This is a genomic window from Streptomyces sp. NPDC020983 (assembly GCF_044333485.1).
Classification (GTDB): domain Bacteria; phylum Actinomycetota; class Actinomycetes; order Streptomycetales; family Streptomycetaceae; genus Actinacidiphila.
Window position 1 is genome coordinate 51,452 of the sequence record NZ_JBIRRA010000023.1, and the last position, 18,487, is coordinate 69,938.

The following is an 18,487-nucleotide window of genomic DNA, read 5'->3' on the forward strand; positions in this document are numbered from 1 at the left end:
GCCGCGGCCGGGACGGCGGTGAGGTCCGGCACGGAACGGGCGCGCCCGCGGTCCGGCCCGGTGCGGACGCGCCCGCCGTGCGGCTCAGTGCGGATGCGTCCGCGCCGCCCGGCGCTCCGCCCACCCGTTGATGTCCCGGTCGTCGAGCCGGTCGACCCACAGGTCGACGTCCGCGGCGACCCGGTTGCCCGGCCTGGGGCCCACGCCGAGCACGCGCAGCCCGGCGCTGCGCGCCGCCTCGATCCCGCACGCGGAGTCCTCGACGGCCAGGCAGCGTTCCGGTGCCGCCCCGCACAGCCGGGCGGCCGTGAGGTAGACGTCCGGCGCGGGTTTGGGGCGCACCGCGCTGCCGGGCACCACCAGATGGTCGAAGAACGACAGCAGCCCGGCGGCGGACAGGCAGGTCTCGACGACGTCGGCCGGGCAGTTGCTCGCGACGGCGAGCGGTGCGAACGCCGCCATGCGGCGGACCAGTTCCGCCGCACCCGGCATGGTCGCGGCGTTCGTGGCGACCAGCGCGCGGAAGTGGTCCAGCAGTGCGCCGGTCAGTTCGTCGGCCAGCTCCGGCCGGCCGGCCTCCTCGGCCATGAGCTGGCCGCACTCGGTGTAGTGCACGCCCTTGGCGCGCTCGGCGAAGCCCGGTGCGGCCCGCAGCCCGTGGTCGGCCAGGGTCAGTTCGCGGGCGTCCTGCCAGTTGCGCTCGGTGTCCATGAGCGTGCCGTCGCAGTCGAAGACGACCGCGTCCGGCGTCCAGGCCAGCAGGGCGGCACGGGCCGCGGAACGCGCGGGCGGGGGCAGGTCGGGCACGGCCGTGTGGGTGGTCGGCGCGGTGCGCGCGGCCGGTGTCGCGTCCTTGGCGGGCGACGGGACGGGCGCCGGTGCCGTCGACGTGGCGGCGGACTCCGGCGCGGACGGCGGGGAAACGGAAATGCGGTGGTCGTTCATTGGCGAGAATTCCGTTCGGGAATGCCCGGGCACACGGGCAGGAAGGGGATTCGGCCCGCCTGCCCGGGCGGGGAGGTGCGGCCCCGCGCACAACGCGTCAGCGAGATGCGGAAAAGGCGCGCGACGGGATACCCGGTGATCGCCCGCGCCACCGGGCGTCACCAGGAACATAACGATCGTTACGTTATGGACGGTCACCTGGGGTGGTCAAGCAATTCTCCGGTGTGAAGAATCGTGTCGCACACGCCGCGCGCCCCCTTGCGTGCAGTTCATATCACCGGAAACCGAGAACTCCGTATGCCGTCACCGCGCCGCCCTGCCGGATCCTGAAAGCGCACGTGCGGTGGTGGGCGACGGCGTCGATCCGCGGCGCCGGGGCGTATTCGGTGAAGCGCACCGCGGCCATGACCGCGCTGACGGGCCGCAGCATCCGGCCGCCGGTCGCCTCCGCGGCGCTCTGCCGCGCCGCCTCCAGCAGCACCATGCCGGGCACGTGGTCGCTGGGGTGGTCGAAGAAGAAGGGATGGGCCGGATCCGCCGGGTCCACCGTGAGCCCGCCGGCCCCGCGTGCCACCACCACGTCGGCCGGGCGCGCCACGCCGAGGAGCGCCGGGGCCGGCCGCGTGCCGGCCCCCGGTGGCGGCTGCGGGGCGCCGAGCCGGTCGCCGCGCACGGCCGCGTACTTCTCCTCGGGCAGGAACCGCGCACCGCCGCCGGCCCGTGCGAACACCCGCCCGCCGGCCCGGAAGGCGACCGCGAGCCGCAGCGCGGCGAGCGAGCCGTCCCGGCGCTGCCGGGGGTCGGTCACGCGTATCGCGCAGCTGATCTCGGTGTGCCCGGCGAGTGCGGCCGGCTCGTGCTCGGGGTCCAGCGCGAAGCGCAGGTCGTCGATGATCATGCGGGTGGCGGGTGGCACGCCGAACCACCGCAGCGGCAGGTAGATGCCCAGCTGGCGCAGCGTCTCGACGACGAGCAGCGGACTGTGCCGGCCGGTGCCGTCGGCGGGGAAGGTGGTGTGGGGATACGGCCAGCAGGCCGCGGCGCGGAAGCCGCCGGCCGGACCCTCCCTGACATCCGTCAGCAGCACCTCGGCGACTGCCCTGCGGTGCACCAGCTCCCGGGGAACGGGGCGGGACCAGGTCAGATCCGGGGCGCGGTCCGAACGGGACGAAGGACCGGCCAGATTCTTCATATGACAAGAAAAACCCGCGCCCGAAGAATTCGCACCCGCATTGCTTCGCGCATGTGTCGGGAAGAAGTCGATCACGCGCTAGATTGCTGCCATCCATTGGCGACACGCCGCCACCGCGCGGCGGGCGGAAATTGCGGAGTGGACGTGCAGGAACGGGCCGAGGCGACGCGCAGGTACCTGGTGGAAGCCGCGGCGCGGCTTTTCGAGGAACGCGGATACGCCGGCACGAGCATCAGCGACATCAGCGCGCAGTCCGGCCGCACCAGCGGCGCCATCTACTTCCACTTCAGCAACAAGGAGAAACTCGCCCTCGCGGTCGTCACCGCGACGCTCGACACCTGGCCCGCGATGATCGCCGAGGTCCGCGCCTCGCCCGCGCCGGCCCTGGACAAACTGGTGTCGCTGAGCTTCGCCGTCGCCCGCGCCTTCCGTGACGACGTCGTCGTACGGGCCGGGTCCCGGCTGTGGATGGAGCGCCGGGCCATCGAGGCGCCCGTCCCCGGCCCCTTCGCCGCCTGGACCGAGACCGTCACCGGGCTGCTGCGCGAGGCGCGGGAGTCGGGCGAACTGGCGCCCGGCATCGCGCCGGACACCGCCGCACTGACCGTGGTGTACGCCTTCTTCGGCCTGCACACCGTCTCCGAGGCCGTCGACGGGCGGGCCCGCATCGAGGAGCGGCTGCAGGGCATGTGGGAGGTGCTCCTCCCGGCACTCCAGGCCGAACCCGCGCCCGCCGCGCTGCTCGCCCGTGTGCGCGCGGCCGAGCCCGCCGGGCCCGGCGGATCCGCGGAGTTCGCCGGAGCCGCCGGGCCGCCATCCCCGGAGCCCGTCCCCGAGCCGGTCTGACACCGCCCACGGCCCCATGGGCGCCGGCCCGGCGCGTGCCGGGCCGGTGACGGCCGGTCAGGTGCGGGGACGGTGGCCGCGCTCCTGGCGCGGCGCCCTCTGCTGGGCCGGTACGGACGGCAGGGGCAGCTTGGCCGTCTCGTACTGGGCGAGGCTGTAGCGGGCTCCCGTCTGCGGCAGGGCGGGAGCCGGGCGGCGCGGCCCGTCCATGCGCAGCGCCGAGGTCAGGTCGCCGGTGACGCGGCGCCGCCACTGGCTGATGTTGGGCTCGGTCACCCCCGTCAGCCGCTCCAGGAAGCGCAGCACCGAGGTGTGGTCGAAGGTCTCGGTGGCGACCCAGCCGCCCACCGTCCAGGGGGAGACGATGACGCACGGCACCCGGAAGCCGAGCCCGACCGGCAGGTTGTTGCCGTGCACCCCGGTCGGCGAGGTCCCGGCGACGAACTCGCCCGCGGTGCCGGCCGGCGGGGTCGGCGGCACGACGTGGTCGAACAGCCCGTCGTTCTCGTCGTAGTTGAGGATGAAGACGGTCCTGGCCCAGGTCTCCGGGTTGGCCGCGATCGCGTCGATCTTGCCGGCCAGCCAGTTCGCGCCCGCCGCGGGGGTACGGGCGGGGTGCTCGTCGTAGAGCGACGGCGGCAGCAGCCAGCTCACCGTGGGCAGCGTGCCGTTCATCGCGTCGTACTCGAACTGCCCGAAGGCGCTCTCGGCGATCGCCTTGTCGTAGAGCGGGTCGCCGGGCTTCGCCGCCTGGTACTGCGCCATGTTGGCGATCGGCGCGAGCCCGGTGGGGCCGCCGCCGGGGCCGGAGGACGGCTCGTGGTAGATCCGCCAGCTCACCCCGGCCGCCTCCAGCCGCTCCGGGTAGGTGGTCCAGGAGTACGTGCCCTTCGCCGCGTTGTTGTCCAGCGCGGGACCGCCCGCCAGGCCGTCCGGGTCGATCGTCCCGGTCATGTGCATGTAGCGGTTGGGGTGCGTCGGGCCCATGACCGAGGAGTGGTAGGCGTCGCACACGGTGAAGGCGTCGGCCAGCGCGTAGTGGAAGGGGATGTCGTCGCGCGTCAGGTAGCCCATCGTGTACGGGCCCTTGGCGTTGCCGTCCGCGGCGCGGTGCGCGGGCAGCCAGCTGTCCATCGCGCCGCCGTTCCAGGCGTTGTGCTGCGCCTGCCAGGCGTGGCTGAGCGACGGCACGGCCAGCGCCGCCGTGGTCCGGGAGTCCATGTGGTAGGGCAGCAGGTAGCCGTCCGGGTTCTGGGCGTCCGGCTGGTAGTAGACCGGGCGGCCGCCCGGCAGCGTGACGGCGTGCGGGTCCTCGAAGCCGCGTACCCCGGACAGCGTGCCGAAGTAGTGGTCGAAACTGCGGTTCTCCTGCATCAGGATCACCACGTGCTCGATGTCGGACAGCCGCCCGCCCGACCGGGGTTCGGCGGCCGCCGCACGGCTGAGGTTCGGCGGCAGCACCGACGCGGCGGCGGCCAGCCCGCCCACGGCCGCGGCGGCGCCGAGCAGCCGCCGCCGGGTGGGCGCCTGGTCCTGCTGGGGGGCGGAGTCGTGCGGGGCGTCGGGCATCGGCGTTCCTTTCGCGGGCGCGCGCCGGCCCGGCGCGCGGGGAGACGGGCACGGCAAGGCTGCTCCCGCACCGGCACCGCCGGGTGGCCGGTGGATGGCGGGTACAAGAAGAGGAGCCCAGCAGCCGGGGCCGGTCCGGCGGGGCCTGTTCGCCCTCAGCTCCCGTACAGCCGCGCGGTGTTGTCCCGCGGCGCCGGGCGGCTGCGGCCCGCGGGTCCTTCGGCGAAGGCCGTCAGGACGTTCTCGGTGGCCCGGGTGACGAAGCGCCCGGTGCGCGCGTCCATGCCGTGGTCGCGGCCGTCCAGGCCGGTTCCCGCCATCAGCGCCTCGACCCAGCGCATGGTGCCGCTGGCGAAGACGCCCGCCCCGCCGGGCGCGGTGTAGTAGGCCGAATCGGAGTGGCTCGGGCGGCCCTTGCAGCGCAGCGGCGAGTGGGCGATCACCTCGATGGGCGCCGGGGTGGGGTGGCGCGGCACGACCCGGTCGTACTCCACGCCCACCAGGTGCGCGAAGCGGTCGCCGCGGCGCACTCCCGTCCCCCGGAAGATCCAGTGGTCGGCGTTCTCCACCACGTAGGGGGCGTCCACGGGGAAGCCCTCGTACATCACGCCCGTCAGCGACGACTCCGGATCCGCCCCCGGCCCCGAGCGGAAGTCGGTGGTCGCCATGCCCGGGTGCCGGGCGAGGTAGGGGTCGGCGTGGTAGGCGTTCTTGTAGCAGACCACCGTGCGGTCCGCCGTGCCGTCCGGACCCGGCTCCAGCCGGACGCGCCGGTAGCAGGTGTTCGCGCCCAGGAAGACGAGATTGGTGCCCGCGTCCCTGGCCGCCGTGACGTGCGCGCGCTGCCGGGGCGTCCAGTACTCGTCGTGCCCGAGCGCGACGGCGGTGGTGGCGCCGTGCAGCACGGCCGGGTCGCGGTGCACGTCCAGCCCCGTGGTGTACGCCAGCGGGATCCCCAGCCGCTCCGCGAGCACGACGGCGGCGCGCTCGTGGACGAGGAACTTCTCCGCGCCGCTCGTCGCGTACGGCCGGTCGAAGCACACCGCGAGCGAGCGGTGCTCGTAGGTGTCGTCCCGCCCGCGGTAGAGGCTGTAGCCGCCCCACTCGTTGTACGCCTGCCAGGTCGCGGCGGCGTGCATCAGCAGCGTCCGGCCCGCCGCCCGGGCCGAGCGGACGACCAGCGGGACGTACCGGCCGAAGCCGGTGTCCGCCTCCAGCCGCAGCAGGTACGCCCCCTCCGGCCACCCGTCGGCGGCCACCTCCAGGCTCCGCTCCCACCCGGCCGCGACGGTCCGGCGGGCGACGGCCAGCCGCGCCCCGCCCTGCCGCCCCCCGGCCACCGGGCCGGACGTCCACACGCGGGCGGCCTGCGCCCCGCCGTACCAGCCGATCCGGAAGGCCGAGACGCGGAAGGTGCGGGCGGTCGTGGACACGTACAGCCCGAATCGCTCGCCGGGCAGCACACTGACCCGGTCGGCGTAGCCCTGCACGGCGTCGTCGGGCCCCGCGGGCCCGAGCCGCCAGTCGGCGCCGCCGGGCCGTCGCGCCGCGCTGGGCGCGGACCCGGAACCGGGGCCGCACCCCGCGGCGACCACGCCCGCCCCGGCAGCGAGCAGCACCCCCCGCCGGGTCGCCCGCCACGCCCCGGACCCGTCAGCGCTCCCCGCCACCGGCTCCTCCGCGGCACCGGACCGGTCGCCCGCCCCGCACCGCGGCGCGGGGCCGGGCGCCGGCCCGGACGCGGTGCCGGTGCTGGTGCCGGTGCCTGGTGCGGGCGCGGTGCGGGTGCTGGTGCCGGTGCCTGGTGCGGGCGCGGTGCGGGTCCGGTTGCCGGGGTCGTCATGTGGGGCCGGGCCGGGCGCCGCTCCCGTCGCGGTGCCGGTGCCGGTGCCTGGTGCGGGCGCGGCCGCCGGCCGCAGCGCCGGGGCGGTCCCGGACGCGGTGTCGGCCGCGGGCGCGGCCACGGGCGCGCCGCGGGAGTCACCTCTGCTCCGGCCGCGCACCGCTCAGCGCATCCGCGGCGGTAGCCCCGCCGCCGGCACGCCGGCCACCCGCGTGCCGCCGGGGGGCGTACCCGTCCCCGGGCGTACCGCGACGGCCGCGCCCGGACCCGGCGGGCGGGCGCCCGTCACGGCGGGCACCGGGTCGTCGTGCCCGCGCGGCACGAGGGCCGCCCGGAGACCGCGGTCCCGCCGCTCCGCCCGCATCCGGTGCGCGCGGCTGTCGAACGGGCCGGCGACCAGCAGCATGCGCACGGGCACCTCCGGAGGGTACGGGCGGGTCGCCAGCGACCCTACGGCCGCCGCGCCACCGCCCCCCGCCACCCCGTCCGGGCGGTCACACGAATGCCGCCGCCGCTGTCGCCCGGGTGCCCCACGCGCGGTGCGTCGGCGGGTGCGGGTTCGACGGCCTGGCGTGGGGGTTCGGCTGGCCCGTCGTGCGTCCGTGCGCTGCGGGCCGGCTGTTCCGGCCGGATGCGGGCGTGCGCGCGCTTTGTGTGCTGTGCGTCGGCGGGTGCGGATGCGGGTGCGGGTGCGGGCGGGTGCGCGCTTGTGTGCTGTGCGTCGGCGGGTGGGGGTTCGCCGGCCTGGCGTGGGGGTTCGGCTGCCCCGCCGTGCGTCTGTGCGCTGCGGGCCGGCCGCTGCGCGCAGCTCGCCGTCGTCCTGCTGCCTGCGGGGCGCTCGCCCCTCGCCCGGGGGCTTTCTCGGCTCCCTCGTGCCGTTCGCAGCCGCGCTCGGCGCCCTCGACGCGGTTCTCCAGCAGCCGGCTGCTCGAGCCGACCGGCGCGCGGCGGCCCGGCCCGGTGGCCGGGGCTCCCGGTCGCCCCAGGCCGTGAGGGCGGTCGCGGCCCGCGTGACGGCCCACACGGCCGCTGGGCGCTTTCGTGGTGCGGGGGCCGCCCCCTCGGCGGCTCCAGCCGCCCGGCGCCCAGCCGCCCGCCGGTCGCCGGTCGTCTGCCGTCCGGCAGTCCCGGCCCACGCGCCGCTGGACGCTCCAACCACCGTGTCGCCAGGCGCAGTTGGCCGACGCGTTCCTCCGTCTGGACGCGTGTTACGTTGGCGCCATGGACGACGCACAAGGCCGCGGCCCGGCCGCGCACCCTGCCGGAAGCGCCGCTGAGGGCGGCACCGCGCAAGCGGCCCTGCACGGCTCGTTCACCGTCGAGCTGGATTTCACGGTCCCGCGCTCCCGGGTCTTCGAGGGCTTCGCGGACGCGTCGCTGCGGCGGCGCTGGTTCCGGCTGCCGGGCCCGTCGGCGACCGCCGAGCACGAGCTGGACTTCCGGGTGGGCGGCGGCGAGACCGCCCGCAACGTCTTCGTGTCCGGCGACACGGAGGAGCGCCTCGTCTACCGCTCCCGCTTCCTCGACATCGTTCCGGACACCCGGATCGTCCACGCCTACGGCACCGAGGTCGACGGCGTGCGGCGCTGGGCCTCGCTCGTCACCGTCGAGCTGGCCGACGCCCCCGGCGGTTCGCGTCTGACGTGGACCGAGCAGTACACCTACCTGGTGTGGACGGGCGACGGCTCCCAGGATCTCGCGCATCTGCGCGGCGGAACCCGGCTCGTGCTCAACGGCCTGACCGTCGCGGTCACCCCGGCCGCGGCCGGGCCGGTCGCCAGGGTCTGAGGCCGCCCACCGCGGCAAGGCCGTCGTCCCGGCCGCCTGACGCTCCGCCACCTCCCCTCACAGCCACCGGGCTTACGCTGCCGCCCGGGAGCTCTGAAGGGAGGTGGGCGGTGCTCGGCGCAATCGTGCTGGGGGCCTGCGGGGTCGTTTTCGTGACACTCGGCCTGGTGGCCGCCCTGCCCCTGCGCGCCGGCGGGTCGTCCCGCGGCGCGTGGGGCGCTGTCGCGCTCGGCGCGAGCCAGCTGTGCCACGCGGCCGGGATGCTCGCCGGGTACGGGGGGACCGCCGGTGTCGTCCTCTCGGCGGGCGCAGCAGCGTGCGCCGTCGCGGGGGCGGTGCTGGTGTGGACGGACCGGCGTTCGGCGCGGTCGGGCCGCCGGCGCCCCAGGCTCCCGCCGCTCGGCGGCTGACCCGGCGTCCGGGCCGGCCGGTTTCCCTTCCCGCTCGTGCCCCCGCTGTCGAGCACTAGGTAGAGAGCCTGGTTACTTGGTAGCCTACCTAGGTGGTGACTGCACGGCCGTGGCTCCACGGCTTCCTCGACCTGTGCCTGCTCGCGATGCTCCGCGAACGCCCCGACTACGGATACGGACTGTCGCAGCGGCTGTCCGCGGCGGGCGTCGCCGACGTCCCCGGCGGCACCCTCTACCCGGCACTGCTCCGGCTCGAACAGCAGGGTCTCGCCGAGCCCAGCTGGATGCCCTCCGAAGCGGGCCCGCGGCGCAAGTACTACGCGCTGACCCCCGCCGGCCGGGCCGTCCTCGCCGACCAGGCCGCCGAGTGGCGCGCCTTCCGCGACGGCGTCGACAGCCTGGTCGGCGCCTCGGCGGACGCCACGGGCGGAGGCCTGCGATGACCGCCGGCCCCTCCTGGCTGGCGCGCTTCGAGGAGGAGCTCGTCCGGCTCGGCCTGGAGCCCGCCCGGGCCGGCGCCCTCGCCCGCGACACCGCCCAGCAGGCCGCCGAGTGCGGTGCCGAGCCCGGCGAGCTGTTCGGCCCCGCGCACCTCTACGCCCGGCACCTGGTCACGACGCTCGGCGCCCCCGGCGAACCCGCCCCGCCCGGCGGGGCGTTCGGTGGCGGCAGGGTCCTGCTGCGGCTGTCCGGAGTGGGCAAGCGCTACCGCCGCAGGCCCGTCTTCAGCGGCATCGACCTGACTGTGCGGGCCGGCGAGGTCGCGGCGGTCGTCGGCGCCAACGGCTGCGGCAAGTCCACCCTGCTGCGCATCTGCGCCGGGCTCACCCGCCCCAGCCGCGGCAGCGTCCAGCGCACCGCTCGCGTCGGCTTCGTCCCCCAGGACGGCGGCACGGCGGGCTGGCTCACCCCCGCCGAGCACTTCATGCTCTTCGGGGCCGCCGCCCGCATCGCGCCCCGCCGTGCCCGCTCGACCGGCGACCACCTCGCCCGGCGGCTCGCCTGGCGCCCCGATCGCGCCCGCTGCGCCCAGCAGCTGTCCGGCGGCACCCGGCAGAAGCTCAACCTCGTCCTCGGCGAGCTGCACGCCCCCGACCTGCTGCTGCTCGACGAGCCCTACCAGGGCTTCGACCAGGGCGCCTACCTCGACTTCTGGCAGCAGGTGCACGCATGGCGCGGCGCCGGCCGGGGTGTCGTCGTCGTCACCCACCTGCTGCACGAACTCGACCACGTCGACCATGTCCTCGACCTGGGCGCCGCGGCCGGCGCCTGCGAGGCCACGGGACCGGCAACCGCCGGGCCGGCAGGCACCCCCCGGACGGGACGGAGGCACGCATGACATCCCTGGTGATCGCCGCGATGTCGGTACGCGAACTGGCCAGACGGCGCTCCGCGCTGCTGCTGGTCGTCGCGCTGCCGCTGTCGTTCTACCTCGTCCGGCACGACCAGCCCGGCCAGTCGACGCGCCTGCTCGCGATCGGTATCGGGTGGGCGGTGTCCACGCTCACCCTCTTCGTCGTCAACGGCTCCCGCGGCCTCGATCCGCGGCTGCGGCTGGCCGGCGCCTCCACGCCCGGGATCATCGGCGGCCGGCTCCTGGCCATGACCGGCGCGGGCCTCGCCCTCGCCGTGGGCTACTGGGGCCTGGTGGGCGCGAGCCAGGACCTGCGCCACCCGTACGGCGCGGGTCTCATGCTGCTGCTGACCGCCCTGGTCGCGGCGCCCTTCGGCGGGCTCGTCGCCGCTCTGCTGCCGCGCGAGCTCGAAGGGGCCCTGGCCCTGCTCATGGTGTGCGCGACGCAGCTGCTGGCCGATCCCGCGGGCCTGGCGGCCAAACTGATGCCGTACTGGTCGGCCCGGTCGATGGGCAACTACGCGGTCGACGGCGCCGGCACCGCCGCCGTGTGGCACGCCCTGCTGCACGCCTGCGGCGTCTGGGTGCTGTGCACGGCCGCCACCCTGCTGCTCTTCGCCCGCAGGCTGCGGCTGGCCCGCTACCCGGAGCCCTGACCTGCCGTCACCCGCGCGTCAGGCCCGCGCCGCCTCCGCCAGCGCGTCGAGCCCCGGCGCGAACACCTCGCCGGCGAAGAAGTCCCGCAGCGCGGGCCCCTGCTCGGGGTCCGACGGCGTGAACTGCGCGGTCCAGCGCGCCCGGCACGTCGCGTCGTCCGGCCCGGGCCCGAGGGCGAGCGTCGCCCGGTAGGCGCGCACGGCGAAGGGTGACTGTGCGAACTCGTAGACGCACCGGCCCTCGCCGAGTGCGAGCAGCCGCTCCCTGATGGTTTCGCCCGTCCTCGTCACCAGCCGCCGTACGTGCCCCGGCGCGCCCGGCGGCAGGCCCGGTTCCGGCTCGGAGCGGGCGATCAGCGGGTGCCAGGAGGCGAGGCCGTCGAAGTCGGCGACGAGCGGCCAGGCCCGCCCGTAGGACACCGGCAGCACGGCGGACACTTCCGCGCGCGTCGTGGGCGGCTCCTCCAGGACGAAGTCCGCGAAGTCGAACGCGGGGGAGACCACGCACGACACCAGCACCTCCTCCCGCCCGTACGGGCGGGCCGCCTGCCAGTGCCCGCCCGGCACCAGCGCCTGGAGCCGCTGCCCCGCGGCCAGGTCGGGGCCCAGCACGGTCTGCGTGACACCCGCGCGGTCCGGAGCCGCGCCGGTGCCGCCCAGCGAGAGCAGCAGCGGGCCGCCGCGGTGCCACAGCCACAGCTCGTCGGAGCGCACCTTGTGCCAGCGCGACTCCTGCCGCGGCTCCAGCAGGAAGTGGATGCCGCTGGCCAGGCGCCGTTCGCCCGGGTAGCCGTCCGGCCGTACCGGCGTGCCGCCGCCTGCCGTCCACGTCTCCCGGTACCAGCCGCCCTCCGGGTGCGGCTCCAGCCCCAGCAGCCGCGCGGTCTCCGGCCGTCCGTCCTCCGTCATCAGTGCTCCCTCCCGGTCCGCGGGACCTCCCGCGGACCCATTGCGCCACCCCGCCCGCGGCCCCGCCACCCGAGTGGGGCCCCTGCGCGCGCCGCCCGCGGGCGCCGGTGTGCGGCGGTGCTTCCACCCGCGAGCCGTACGCACCCTGTGTCCCGATACGTCCTTTTGCCGCCGGGCATCGGCCGGGAGAGTGGGGGCACCGGGCACGATCGACGGGGAAGCGGGAAGGCGGTGGTCCGGCGTGCTGCGGACCGTGTTCGACAGCCGGAGCGTACGCGCACCGGAGCGGGTGGCGGCCTGGCGCGACGCCACGGCGGGCGCGCTCGTCGGCAACGAGTTCAGCATCGACGCCTCCGCCTTCCACGCCACCCTGCGCACCGGCGCCTTCGGCACCGCCCAGGTCACCGCGCTCACCTACGCGTCGATGACGTCCCGCCGCACCCCGCGGCTGATCCGCCAGGCGGATCCGGAGATGTACGCCGTCGGCCTCGTCGTCCGCGGCCGGCAGAGCATCGCCCAGGCCCGCACGGTGAGCGAACTGGGCCCGCAGGACCTCGTGGTGTACACCACCTCGCGCCCCTACCGGGCGGACGTCGACGCCCGGCCGGACGGCGCCGCCTCACTCGTGGTGCAGGTGCCGCGGGCCGACGTGCCGTTGCCGCCCGGCCTCGTCGACCGCCTGCTCGCGACCCGCCTCCCGGCGCGGAACGGCGCCGGATGCCTGCTCGCCGGATTCCTGACCCAGCTCGCCGCCGACACCGCGCCCTGCCGGCCCGGCGACGCCCACCGCATCGGCGGCGTCCTCGTCGACCTCGTCACCGCGTGGCTCGCACACCACACCGACTCCGGGGACCGCACCCCCGCCGAGACCCGCCGCCAGGTGCTGTTCCTCCAGATCGAGGACTTCGTCCGGCGGCACCTGGCGGACCCCGCCCTGTCGCCCGCCACGGTCGCCGCCGCCCACCACATCTCCCTGCGCACCCTGCACCGGCTCTTCCAGGACCACGGCCACGGCGCCACCGCCGCCGCCCACATCCGCGGCCGCCGCCTCGCCCGCGCCCGCGCCGATCTCGCCGACCCCGCGCAGGCCGCCCGTCCCGTCCAGGCCATCGCCGCCCGCTGGGGCTTCGGGCACCCGCCCGACTTCACCCGCGCCTTCCGCGCCGCCTACGGCCTCACCCCCACCGACTACCGGCAGGCCGCCCTGCGTCCGCGTCCTGGCACGCAGCGTTAAGCGCCCGGCGCGCAGTGCTATCCCCGCGGCTCCCGCGACCCGGCACGATCGATCCACGACCCGGGCGCGGCGCGCTGCCGCCACGGGGGCGGAAGCCTCCCGCTGCCGCCCCGCACCGGGCGACAGCACGGGCCGGACGGGGGCCCGGCCGGTGCGCCGGCCCCCCGCCCGGCAGAGCACGAAGGGAACGATCGCGTGCGTACGACACGACTCGCCGGAACCGTCGCGGCCCTCGCCGCCGCCCTCTGCCTCGGCTGGGGCACCGGCGCCGCCACTCCCGCTGCGGCGGCCGCCCCGCGGGTGACCGCCTGTCCCGTGGCCGGCGGCTACGCCTGCTTCTGGGTGGACATCAACCGCGGCGGAGCCATGGGCAAGGTCGCCGGCACCAACCACGACTACCGCAACCTGAAGAACTCCTCGGGGTGCACCGCCTACCCGGGCACCTGGAACGACTGCATCAGCTCCGTCGAGAACCAGGGCACCTCCTGCACGGTCTACTTCTACTCCGACGCCGACTACCACGGCACCCGGCACAGCGTCAGCATCGGCGACCGCGTCAACAACGTCGGCACCGGCTTCCACGACCCGGCCTTCAACGACGCGATCAGCTCCAACAACTGGTGCACCCCCAAGTGATCCGCCGGGCGGCGGCGCTCCTCGCCGGATGCGCCCTGGCCGCCGGCCCGGCCGGCTGCGGCTCCCCGCGGCCGGCCGGGCCCCCCGCGGTGTCCGCCGCGATGGCGGACCTGGCCACCGGGTCCGGCGGCTGGCCGTCCGGTTCCGCACGCCTCCAGGCCGCCTTCGACCGCCTCGACCGCGCGTGCCTGGGCTCGGCCGGCTTCCACCCCCCGCCCGTGCCCGCCGCCGAACCCCCGTCCCCCGACGACGAGTCCGCCGTCATCGACCTCGCGGGCCGCGCCCGCGGCGGCTACGGCATCGCCACCGCCGCCGGCCCCGCCGCCGCGGCGCCGTCCCCCGAGGCCTACGCGGCCGCCCTTCCGCGGGCGGAACGCGCCCGCTTCACCGACGTCCAGTTCGGGCGCGGGGCCCCCACGACCGCCGTACCCCTGCGCGGCGCCAGCAGTGCCACCGTCCCCGCGGGTGGCTGCGTCGCCGCGGCCCGCGAGCAGCTCGGCGGCAGCCTCCAGGCCTGGGCCCGTGTCGACTACGTGCCGCAGCTGCTCGCCGACGCGACCCTGCACGCCGCGACCGCCGGCCCCCGCTACGCCGCCGTCCTCGCCGGCTGGCAGACCTGTATGCGCCGCAGCGGCCACATCTACCGCACCCCGGAGGATGCCGCCGCGGCGCTGCGCCGCGAGCACGCGGACGGCGCGTCCGGCCCCGCCTTCCGCCGCCGTGAGATCGCCGTCGCCGTGGCGGACGGCCGCTGCCAGGCCCGCATCCACCTGCCCGCGACGCTCCTCGGCCTTCGCCGCCAGGAGACCGCCCGGCTGCCCGTGCCCGATCTGCGGCTCCTGCGCCGGGTCACCGCCGAGTGGCAGTCCGCGCTGGGCCGCGCCGGCCGCGTCCTGACGGCCTCCGGCAGCTGAGCGGAACCGCCACGGCGGGCCCGGCGTCGAACCGGCGCGGCGCCCGGCGGACGGAGCGCCGGACAGCGGACCAGGGGGAGCGGGCATGCGGATGAGCGGGACGTACGGGCGCGGCGCGGCAGCGGCGGCGGCGGTGCTGGCGGCGACGGCGAGCGGCTGTGGCCACGGCACCGGCCCGGTGGTGGAGGGCACGGCGCCGCCGATCCCCTACGCAGGGCCGCTGCACGTCGCGGTCAGCGCCGCCACCGGCGACGACCCGGCCGCACTGCTGGCGGCCTCCGGCGCGGCCGGGCGCGCACTGGAGTGCACCGGGCGGATCTACGCGGGCGGCAGCTCCGGCTCGTGGAGCAAGGGTGACGGGGGCGGCACGCCGGAGGAGGGCCTGACGGCGTACTTCGACATGGAGGAGCCGGACGTGCCCCGTTCCGGCTACCGGGTGGAGCGCCGCGACGCCGACCGTGTGCTGTTCTCCTACGACGTGGGACTGCGCACCAAGGTCGCCGTGGTCGTCGCCAAGGACCAGCCGGGGCGCCCCGGCTGGGGCCCCGAGACCAGCGCGTCCTGCGACCCGGCCGAACTCCCCGCGAGCTTCACGGACAAGGGCCCGTACGAGATCTGGACCGACAGCCACGGCGACCGGGTCCCCGTCACCACCCTCAGCACCAGTGGCGGCCCCGCCCACTGCGGCTGGCAGCAGACCCGCTTCCTGGAACTCGGCGGCGAATCCGGCGGCGCAGGACGGGAGTACGCCCGCGACCCGCACGGCGTCCTCCCGCCCGGCATGCTCGCGGCCCCGTACGACGGCGACGCCGCCATGCCCGCGGGCGCCCGGGACACCGGCTACCACCGCCAGGGGGAGGAGCTGTGGACGACCTCCGACACCTCCCGGGTCTACGTCCGCACCGCCCACGGCGTCGAGGCCTGGCCGGCCGTCACCCCCGGCCAGGGCTGCGAATGAGGACGTGCCGACCGGCCGCCACCCCGCGGCACCGTCTCCGACGGTGCCGCGGCGGGCGTGCGGATACGGAGACCTCGCACCACGCCGCCTTCGCCGTCCGCCTCCCGGAGCCCGCCTGACGGTCCGGGGGCGGGGGCTGCGGGGCGGTCAGGCGGCCGGCGCGGTGAGGTAGTCGCCGTCCCCGATGTCGGCGAGCAGTCCCGGCCGCGTGGGCGTCCAGCCGAGCAGCTCGCGGGTGCGGGCGCTGGAGACGGGCACGTCGGCACCGAAGACGGTGGCCATGAACGGGCTCCCGAAGTGCGCGGCCGCCTCCTGCGGGGAGAGGCCGGCGGTGGGCAGGCCCAGGCCGCTCCCGATCGCCCCGGCGATCTCCTTGAAGGGCACCCCCGTCTCGGCCGCCCCGTGCAGCACGCTGCCGGCGGGTGCCTTCTCCAGCGCGAGCCGGAAGAGGTCCGCGGCGTCGAGCCGGTGCACCGCGGGCCAGCGGTTGGTGCCGTCGCCGACGTACGCGGACACGCCGGTCCGGCGGGCGGTCGCGACGAGCATGCCGACGAAGCCGTAGTCGCCGGGCCCGTGCACGGTGGGCGCGAGCCGCACCACGCTCGCCCGCACCCCCCGCTCCGCGAAGCCGAGGCAGGCCTCCTCGCCCGGGATCCGGAACCCCGCGATGCCCTGCGGGTCCGGCCGGTCGGTCTCGGCGGCCTCCCGGCCCACGGCCATGACCAGCGTGCCCGAGGTACTGACGAAGGGCTTGCCGGAGCCCGCCAGCGCGCCGCCGAGTGCCTCGATCGCGCCCCGGTCGCGCCGGACCAGGTCGTCGGGGTCGGCGAAGTCGCCGCCGAAGGCCATGTGCAGGACGCCGTCCGCCGCGGCGGCCCCGTCGCGCAGGCTTCCGTGGTCCTCCAGGGAGCCGCGGTGCGCCGCCGCGCCCAGCGACTCCAGCCGCGCGGCGGCGGCGTCCGAGCGCGCGAGCCCGGTGACCGTGTGGCCGGCCGCGACCAGCCCGGCGACGACCGCGGGACCGGTGAGGCCGGAGCCGCCGGTGACGAAGACATGCATGAAGCACTCGCTCTCACGTGGGGCCAGGTGTGCGACGCAGTGGTTGCGCCAGTCACTGACACTATGTAGTGCCAGTGTCTGGCGTCAAGAAACGCCAGACACTGGCACAAAGAAGTGCCGGTCACTGGCGTGTGGGATGCTGGCGGGATGCCACGCAGCGGAGCAGAAGCGCGCCGCCGCCTTCAGCAGGCGGCCCTGGAGCTGTACCGGGAACGCGGATTCGACCAGACCACCACGGCCGAGATCGCCGCCCGCGCCGGCCTCAACGAGCGCACCTACTTCCGGCACTTCGCGGACAAGCGCGAGGTCCTCTTCGACGGTCAGGCCGAACTGCGCGACACCCTCGTCCACGAGGTCGCCACCGCCCCCGAGGGCCGGCCGCTCGAACTGCTGCTGCACGCCTTCCTCAAGGCCAAGCACATCCTGGAAGGCAACCGCGACTTCTCCGAGCCGCGCTGCGCGGTCATCGCGGCCACCCCCGCGCTGCGCGAACGCGAGCTGGCCAAGGCCGCGGCTCTCACCGAGGCGGTCGCCGGAGCCCTGCGGCAGCGCGGGGTGCCCGAACGGCTCGCCGGCCTCGCGGCACAAGCCGGCTGGGCCGCCTTCCAGCGGGCCGCCGACGAATGGATCAACGATCCCGCGCAGACCCTGGACGCGTATCTCCGCCGTGCCTTCGACGACCTGGGTGCCCTCTCCGCAGCCGCCTCGCAGGGCAGCGACGGCGTCTGACCGCCGGACGGCCGGTCAGGCACCCGCCTCCGTGACGAGCAGGCGCTCCAGCCCGTAGAGGAACCCCTCGATCTCGGGACGCGGCAGGTAGACGGTGTCGGCGGTGAGGGAGACCTCCAGGTTGCCGGTGACATGGACGCAGAAGCGGCAGTTGAGCCGGTCCTGGCCGAGCGGCCACGACATCCTGCTCGCCGGCAGCACCGCCCGGATCTCCTCCGGCGCGCACGGCGCGGGGTCCGGCCGGGCCGGCCGCTGGTCGTTGAAGCAGCACAGCGGCTGCGCCCAGCCCCCGCGCATCCGGTCCGCCGGGTCGTGGAAGGCACTGCGGTACGCGCGCAGCGCCGCCGGATCCGCGGCCCTCAGCAGCTCGCCGAACGGCCGGCCCGTCCCGTCGAGAGCGAAAACGCCCTCCTGCGAGACCATGCCGACGATCCGCGCGGTGTCGCGCCGGAAGCGGTTGCTGGCGATAGGGAGCACCGCGCACCGCTCCCGCTCCGTCATCCGGCCCACCAGGGCCGCCGTCGCGGCCAGCAGCACGGTCGAGGTCGACGTACGGTGCCGGGCGGCCACCGCCCGCACCGCCAGCTCCATCGCCGGGGACGCCAGTTGCGCCCGCCGCACGCGCGGCCGCTCGCCCGCGCCCGCCCGCCGGTCGAACATCACCTCGTGCGGCACCTTCTCCCACAGCCGCGCCGCCCGCGCCGCCACCCGGCGGCCCTCCGGCCCCGCCTGCCAGTGCGCGAGGTCGAGCGGGCGCGGCGCGGAACGCCCGGCCAGGGCCGCGGCGCCGCGCAGGAGCAGCACCCGCAGGTCCCGTACGGCCACGTCGGCCCCCAGCCCGTCCGCCGCCACATGGCAGAAGGCGAGCACCACATGGCCGACGCGCGGCCCGTCCATGACCAGTGCCACCCGCAGCGGCCACTCGGCCTGGTAGTCGAAGGCCCGCGCCGACAGCCCGGCGAGCACCGCCTCGGGATCCCCGGAGCACCGCTCCACGGGCAGCTCCCCGCGCGCCGCCAGCCGCTGCCGCGGCCGCGGCCCCGCGAGGTCCAGCCGGGTGCGCAGCGCACCGTGCGCGGCGACCAGCCCGCCCAGCGCGGCGCAGACCTCGGCGGGCGTCCGCACCCCGGGCACCTTCAGGATCCGGCCGAAGTTGAAGTAGCGGTCGTCGGGCGCCGTCCGCTCGATGGCGTCCCAGATCGCCAGCTGCCCCCAGGTGAGCGGCCCGCTCCCCGAGTCCGCCGCCGCGAAGGGTACGGTCACGGGCCGTCCGCCAGCAGTTGGTCGGCTTGGGCGTCGGTGAGTTGGTGGAGTTCGGCGAGGAGTGCGTCTTCGAGGGTGCGGGCGACGGCTTCGACGGTGCCGTTGTCGAAGAGGGTGCGGATGGGGAGGTTGATGTCGGTGGCGGTGCGGAGGCGGGCGATGACTTTGACGGCGAGGAGGCT

Annotated in this window: 20 protein-coding genes; 11 read left to right on the forward strand and 9 right to left on the reverse strand. The window is 76.3% G+C overall.

The genetic code is table 11. The features are described 5' to 3' along the window. Positions 1 to 84: 84 nt before the first annotated feature. Together ACH4SE_RS34495 and ACH4SE_RS34500 are read right to left on the reverse strand one after the other, a co-directional pair. Positions 85 to 945 carry an HAD-IA family hydrolase gene (locus ACH4SE_RS34495; protein WP_398547522.1) on the reverse strand — a complete coding sequence of 287 codons (861 nt, stop codon included), beginning with the start codon at positions 943 to 945 and terminating at the stop codon, positions 85 to 87. 274 nt (positions 946 to 1,219) lie between these two features. Continuing rightward, entirely contained in the window at positions 1,220 to 2,137 is a 918-nt protein-coding gene (locus ACH4SE_RS34500; protein WP_398547523.1) for a ScbA/BarX family gamma-butyrolactone biosynthesis protein, read from the reverse strand. Between the two features lie 144 nt (positions 2,138 to 2,281). Here ACH4SE_RS34500 and ACH4SE_RS34505 point away from each other — a divergent pair, with 144 nt between their 5' ends. Further along, positions 2,282 to 2,983 carry a ScbR family autoregulator-binding transcription factor gene (locus ACH4SE_RS34505; protein ID WP_398547542.1) on the forward strand — a complete coding sequence of 234 codons (702 nt, stop codon included), beginning with the start codon at positions 2,282 to 2,284 and terminating at the stop codon, positions 2,981 to 2,983. Positions 2,984 to 3,040: 57 nt separating this feature from the next. Here ACH4SE_RS34505 and ACH4SE_RS34510 read toward each other — a convergent pair whose 3' ends face one another. The 3 genes from ACH4SE_RS34510 to ACH4SE_RS34520 all read right to left on the reverse strand — a co-directional run bounded on the left by ACH4SE_RS34510 (position 3,041) and on the right by ACH4SE_RS34520 (position 6,813). Continuing rightward, a complete protein-coding gene (locus ACH4SE_RS34510; RefSeq protein WP_398547524.1) occupies positions 3,041 to 4,552 on the reverse strand; it encodes an alkaline phosphatase family protein in 1,512 nt (503 codons plus the stop codon). 155 nt (positions 4,553 to 4,707) lie between these two features. Then, positions 4,708 to 6,516 carry a N,N-dimethylformamidase beta subunit family domain-containing protein gene (locus tag ACH4SE_RS34515; protein ID WP_398547525.1) on the reverse strand — a complete coding sequence of 603 codons (1,809 nt, stop codon included), beginning with the start codon at positions 6,514 to 6,516 and terminating at the stop codon, positions 4,708 to 4,710. Positions 6,517 to 6,558: 42 nt separating this feature from the next. Continuing rightward, the gene (locus ACH4SE_RS34520; protein ID WP_398547526.1) at positions 6,559 to 6,813 is read right to left on the reverse strand and encodes a hypothetical protein; all 255 of its coding nucleotides are present in this window, start codon (positions 6,811 to 6,813) and stop codon (positions 6,559 to 6,561) included. Positions 6,814 to 7,616: 803 nt separating this feature from the next. Between ACH4SE_RS34520 and ACH4SE_RS34525 the strand changes: the two genes are divergently transcribed. From ACH4SE_RS34525 to ACH4SE_RS34545, 5 genes are all read left to right on the forward strand, one after another. Continuing rightward, complete coding sequence (locus ACH4SE_RS34525) at positions 7,617 to 8,183, forward strand: SRPBCC domain-containing protein (protein WP_398547527.1); 567 nt, start codon at positions 7,617 to 7,619, stop codon at positions 8,181 to 8,183. A 110-nt stretch (positions 8,184 to 8,293) separates the two neighbouring features. Continuing rightward, positions 8,294 to 8,593, forward strand: coding sequence for a hypothetical protein (locus ACH4SE_RS34530; RefSeq protein ID WP_398547528.1), 300 nt, complete (start codon positions 8,294 to 8,296; stop codon positions 8,591 to 8,593). 92 nt (positions 8,594 to 8,685) lie between these two features. Beyond that, positions 8,686 to 9,036, forward strand: coding sequence for a PadR family transcriptional regulator (locus tag ACH4SE_RS34535; RefSeq protein WP_398547529.1), 351 nt, complete (start codon positions 8,686 to 8,688; stop codon positions 9,034 to 9,036). Then, a complete protein-coding gene (locus ACH4SE_RS34540; protein WP_398547530.1) occupies positions 9,033 to 9,932 on the forward strand; it encodes an ATP-binding cassette domain-containing protein in 900 nt (299 codons plus the stop codon). The genes ACH4SE_RS34535 and ACH4SE_RS34540 overlap by 4 nt, the downstream gene beginning before the upstream one ends. After that, positions 9,929 to 10,603, forward strand: coding sequence for a hypothetical protein (locus ACH4SE_RS34545; RefSeq protein ID WP_398547531.1), 675 nt, complete (start codon positions 9,929 to 9,931; stop codon positions 10,601 to 10,603). The genes ACH4SE_RS34540 and ACH4SE_RS34545 overlap by 4 nt, the downstream gene beginning before the upstream one ends. Positions 10,604 to 10,621: 18 nt before the next feature. Here the strand turns inward: ACH4SE_RS34545 and ACH4SE_RS34550 are convergent, their stop codons facing one another. Then, the gene (locus ACH4SE_RS34550) at positions 10,622 to 11,512 is read right to left on the reverse strand and encodes a cupin domain-containing protein (RefSeq protein ID WP_398547532.1); all 891 of its coding nucleotides are present in this window, start codon (positions 11,510 to 11,512) and stop codon (positions 10,622 to 10,624) included. A 241-nt stretch (positions 11,513 to 11,753) separates the two neighbouring features. On the opposite strand from ACH4SE_RS34550, the gene ACH4SE_RS34555 reads away from it, so the two are divergent. The 4 genes from ACH4SE_RS34555 to ACH4SE_RS34570 all read left to right on the forward strand — a co-directional run bounded on the left by ACH4SE_RS34555 (position 11,754) and on the right by ACH4SE_RS34570 (position 15,254). Beyond that, entirely contained in the window at positions 11,754 to 12,746 is a 993-nt protein-coding gene (locus tag ACH4SE_RS34555; RefSeq protein ID WP_398547533.1) for a helix-turn-helix domain-containing protein, read from the forward strand. Positions 12,747 to 12,941: 195 nt separating this feature from the next. Next, complete coding sequence (locus tag ACH4SE_RS34560) at positions 12,942 to 13,382, forward strand: peptidase inhibitor family I36 protein (protein ID WP_398547534.1); 441 nt, start codon at positions 12,942 to 12,944, stop codon at positions 13,380 to 13,382. Further along, positions 13,379 to 14,296, forward strand: a complete 918-nt coding sequence (locus tag ACH4SE_RS34565; protein WP_398547535.1) for a hypothetical protein — start codon at positions 13,379 to 13,381, stop codon at positions 14,294 to 14,296. Before ACH4SE_RS34560 ends, ACH4SE_RS34565 begins: the two co-directional genes overlap by 4 nt. 85 nt (positions 14,297 to 14,381) lie before the next feature. Further along, a complete protein-coding gene (locus ACH4SE_RS34570; protein ID WP_398547536.1) occupies positions 14,382 to 15,254 on the forward strand; it encodes a hypothetical protein in 873 nt (290 codons plus the stop codon). Between the two features lie 147 nt (positions 15,255 to 15,401). On the opposite strand, the gene ACH4SE_RS34575 is transcribed toward ACH4SE_RS34570, so the two are convergent. Then, complete coding sequence (locus ACH4SE_RS34575) at positions 15,402 to 16,313, reverse strand: SDR family oxidoreductase (RefSeq protein ID WP_398547537.1); 912 nt, start codon at positions 16,311 to 16,313, stop codon at positions 15,402 to 15,404. A 147-nt stretch (positions 16,314 to 16,460) separates the two neighbouring features. On the opposite strand from ACH4SE_RS34575, the gene ACH4SE_RS34580 reads away from it, so the two are divergent. Continuing rightward, complete coding sequence (locus tag ACH4SE_RS34580; protein WP_398547538.1) at positions 16,461 to 17,042, forward strand: TetR/AcrR family transcriptional regulator; 582 nt, start codon at positions 16,461 to 16,463, stop codon at positions 17,040 to 17,042. A 15-nt stretch (positions 17,043 to 17,057) separates the two neighbouring features. Here the strand turns inward: ACH4SE_RS34580 and ACH4SE_RS34585 are convergent, their stop codons facing one another. Together ACH4SE_RS34585 and ACH4SE_RS34590 are read right to left on the reverse strand one after the other, a co-directional pair. Further along, a complete protein-coding gene (locus ACH4SE_RS34585) occupies positions 17,058 to 18,305 on the reverse strand; it encodes a condensation domain-containing protein (protein ID WP_398547539.1) in 1,248 nt (415 codons plus the stop codon). Beyond that, positions 18,302 to 18,487, reverse strand: a 186-nt coding sequence (locus ACH4SE_RS34590) for a phosphopantetheine-binding protein (protein ID WP_398547540.1), incomplete at its 5' end; no start/stop codon positions are given. The genes ACH4SE_RS34585 and ACH4SE_RS34590, both read right to left, overlap by 4 nt.

Excerpts from the sequence above, each read along its gene's own strand:
- ACH4SE_RS34495 (WP_398547522.1), bottom strand. The coding sequence starts at position 945 with ATGAACGACCACCGCATTTCCGTTTCCCCGCCGTCCGCGCCGGAGTCC.
- ACH4SE_RS34500 (WP_398547523.1), bottom strand. The coding sequence starts at position 2,137 with ATGAAGAATCTGGCCGGTCCTTCGTCCCGTTCGGACCGCGCCCCGGAT.
- ACH4SE_RS34510 (WP_398547524.1), bottom strand. The coding sequence starts at position 4,552 with ATGCCCGACGCCCCGCACGACTCCGCCCCCCAGCAGGACCAGGCGCCC.
- ACH4SE_RS34525 (WP_398547527.1), top strand. The coding sequence starts at position 7,617 with ATGGACGACGCACAAGGCCGCGGCCCGGCCGCGCACCCTGCCGGAAGC.
- ACH4SE_RS34540 (WP_398547530.1), top strand. The coding sequence starts at position 9,033 with ATGACCGCCGGCCCCTCCTGGCTGGCGCGCTTCGAGGAGGAGCTCGTC.
- ACH4SE_RS34545 (WP_398547531.1), top strand. The coding sequence starts at position 9,929 with ATGACATCCCTGGTGATCGCCGCGATGTCGGTACGCGAACTGGCCAGA.
- ACH4SE_RS34550 (WP_398547532.1), bottom strand. The coding sequence starts at position 11,512 with ATGACGGAGGACGGACGGCCGGAGACCGCGCGGCTGCTGGGGCTGGAG.
- ACH4SE_RS34570 (WP_398547536.1), top strand. The coding sequence starts at position 14,382 with ATGCGGATGAGCGGGACGTACGGGCGCGGCGCGGCAGCGGCGGCGGCG.
- ACH4SE_RS34575 (WP_398547537.1), bottom strand. The coding sequence starts at position 16,313 with ATGCATGTCTTCGTCACCGGCGGCTCCGGCCTCACCGGTCCCGCGGTC.
- ACH4SE_RS34580 (WP_398547538.1), top strand. The coding sequence starts at position 16,461 with ATGCCACGCAGCGGAGCAGAAGCGCGCCGCCGCCTTCAGCAGGCGGCC.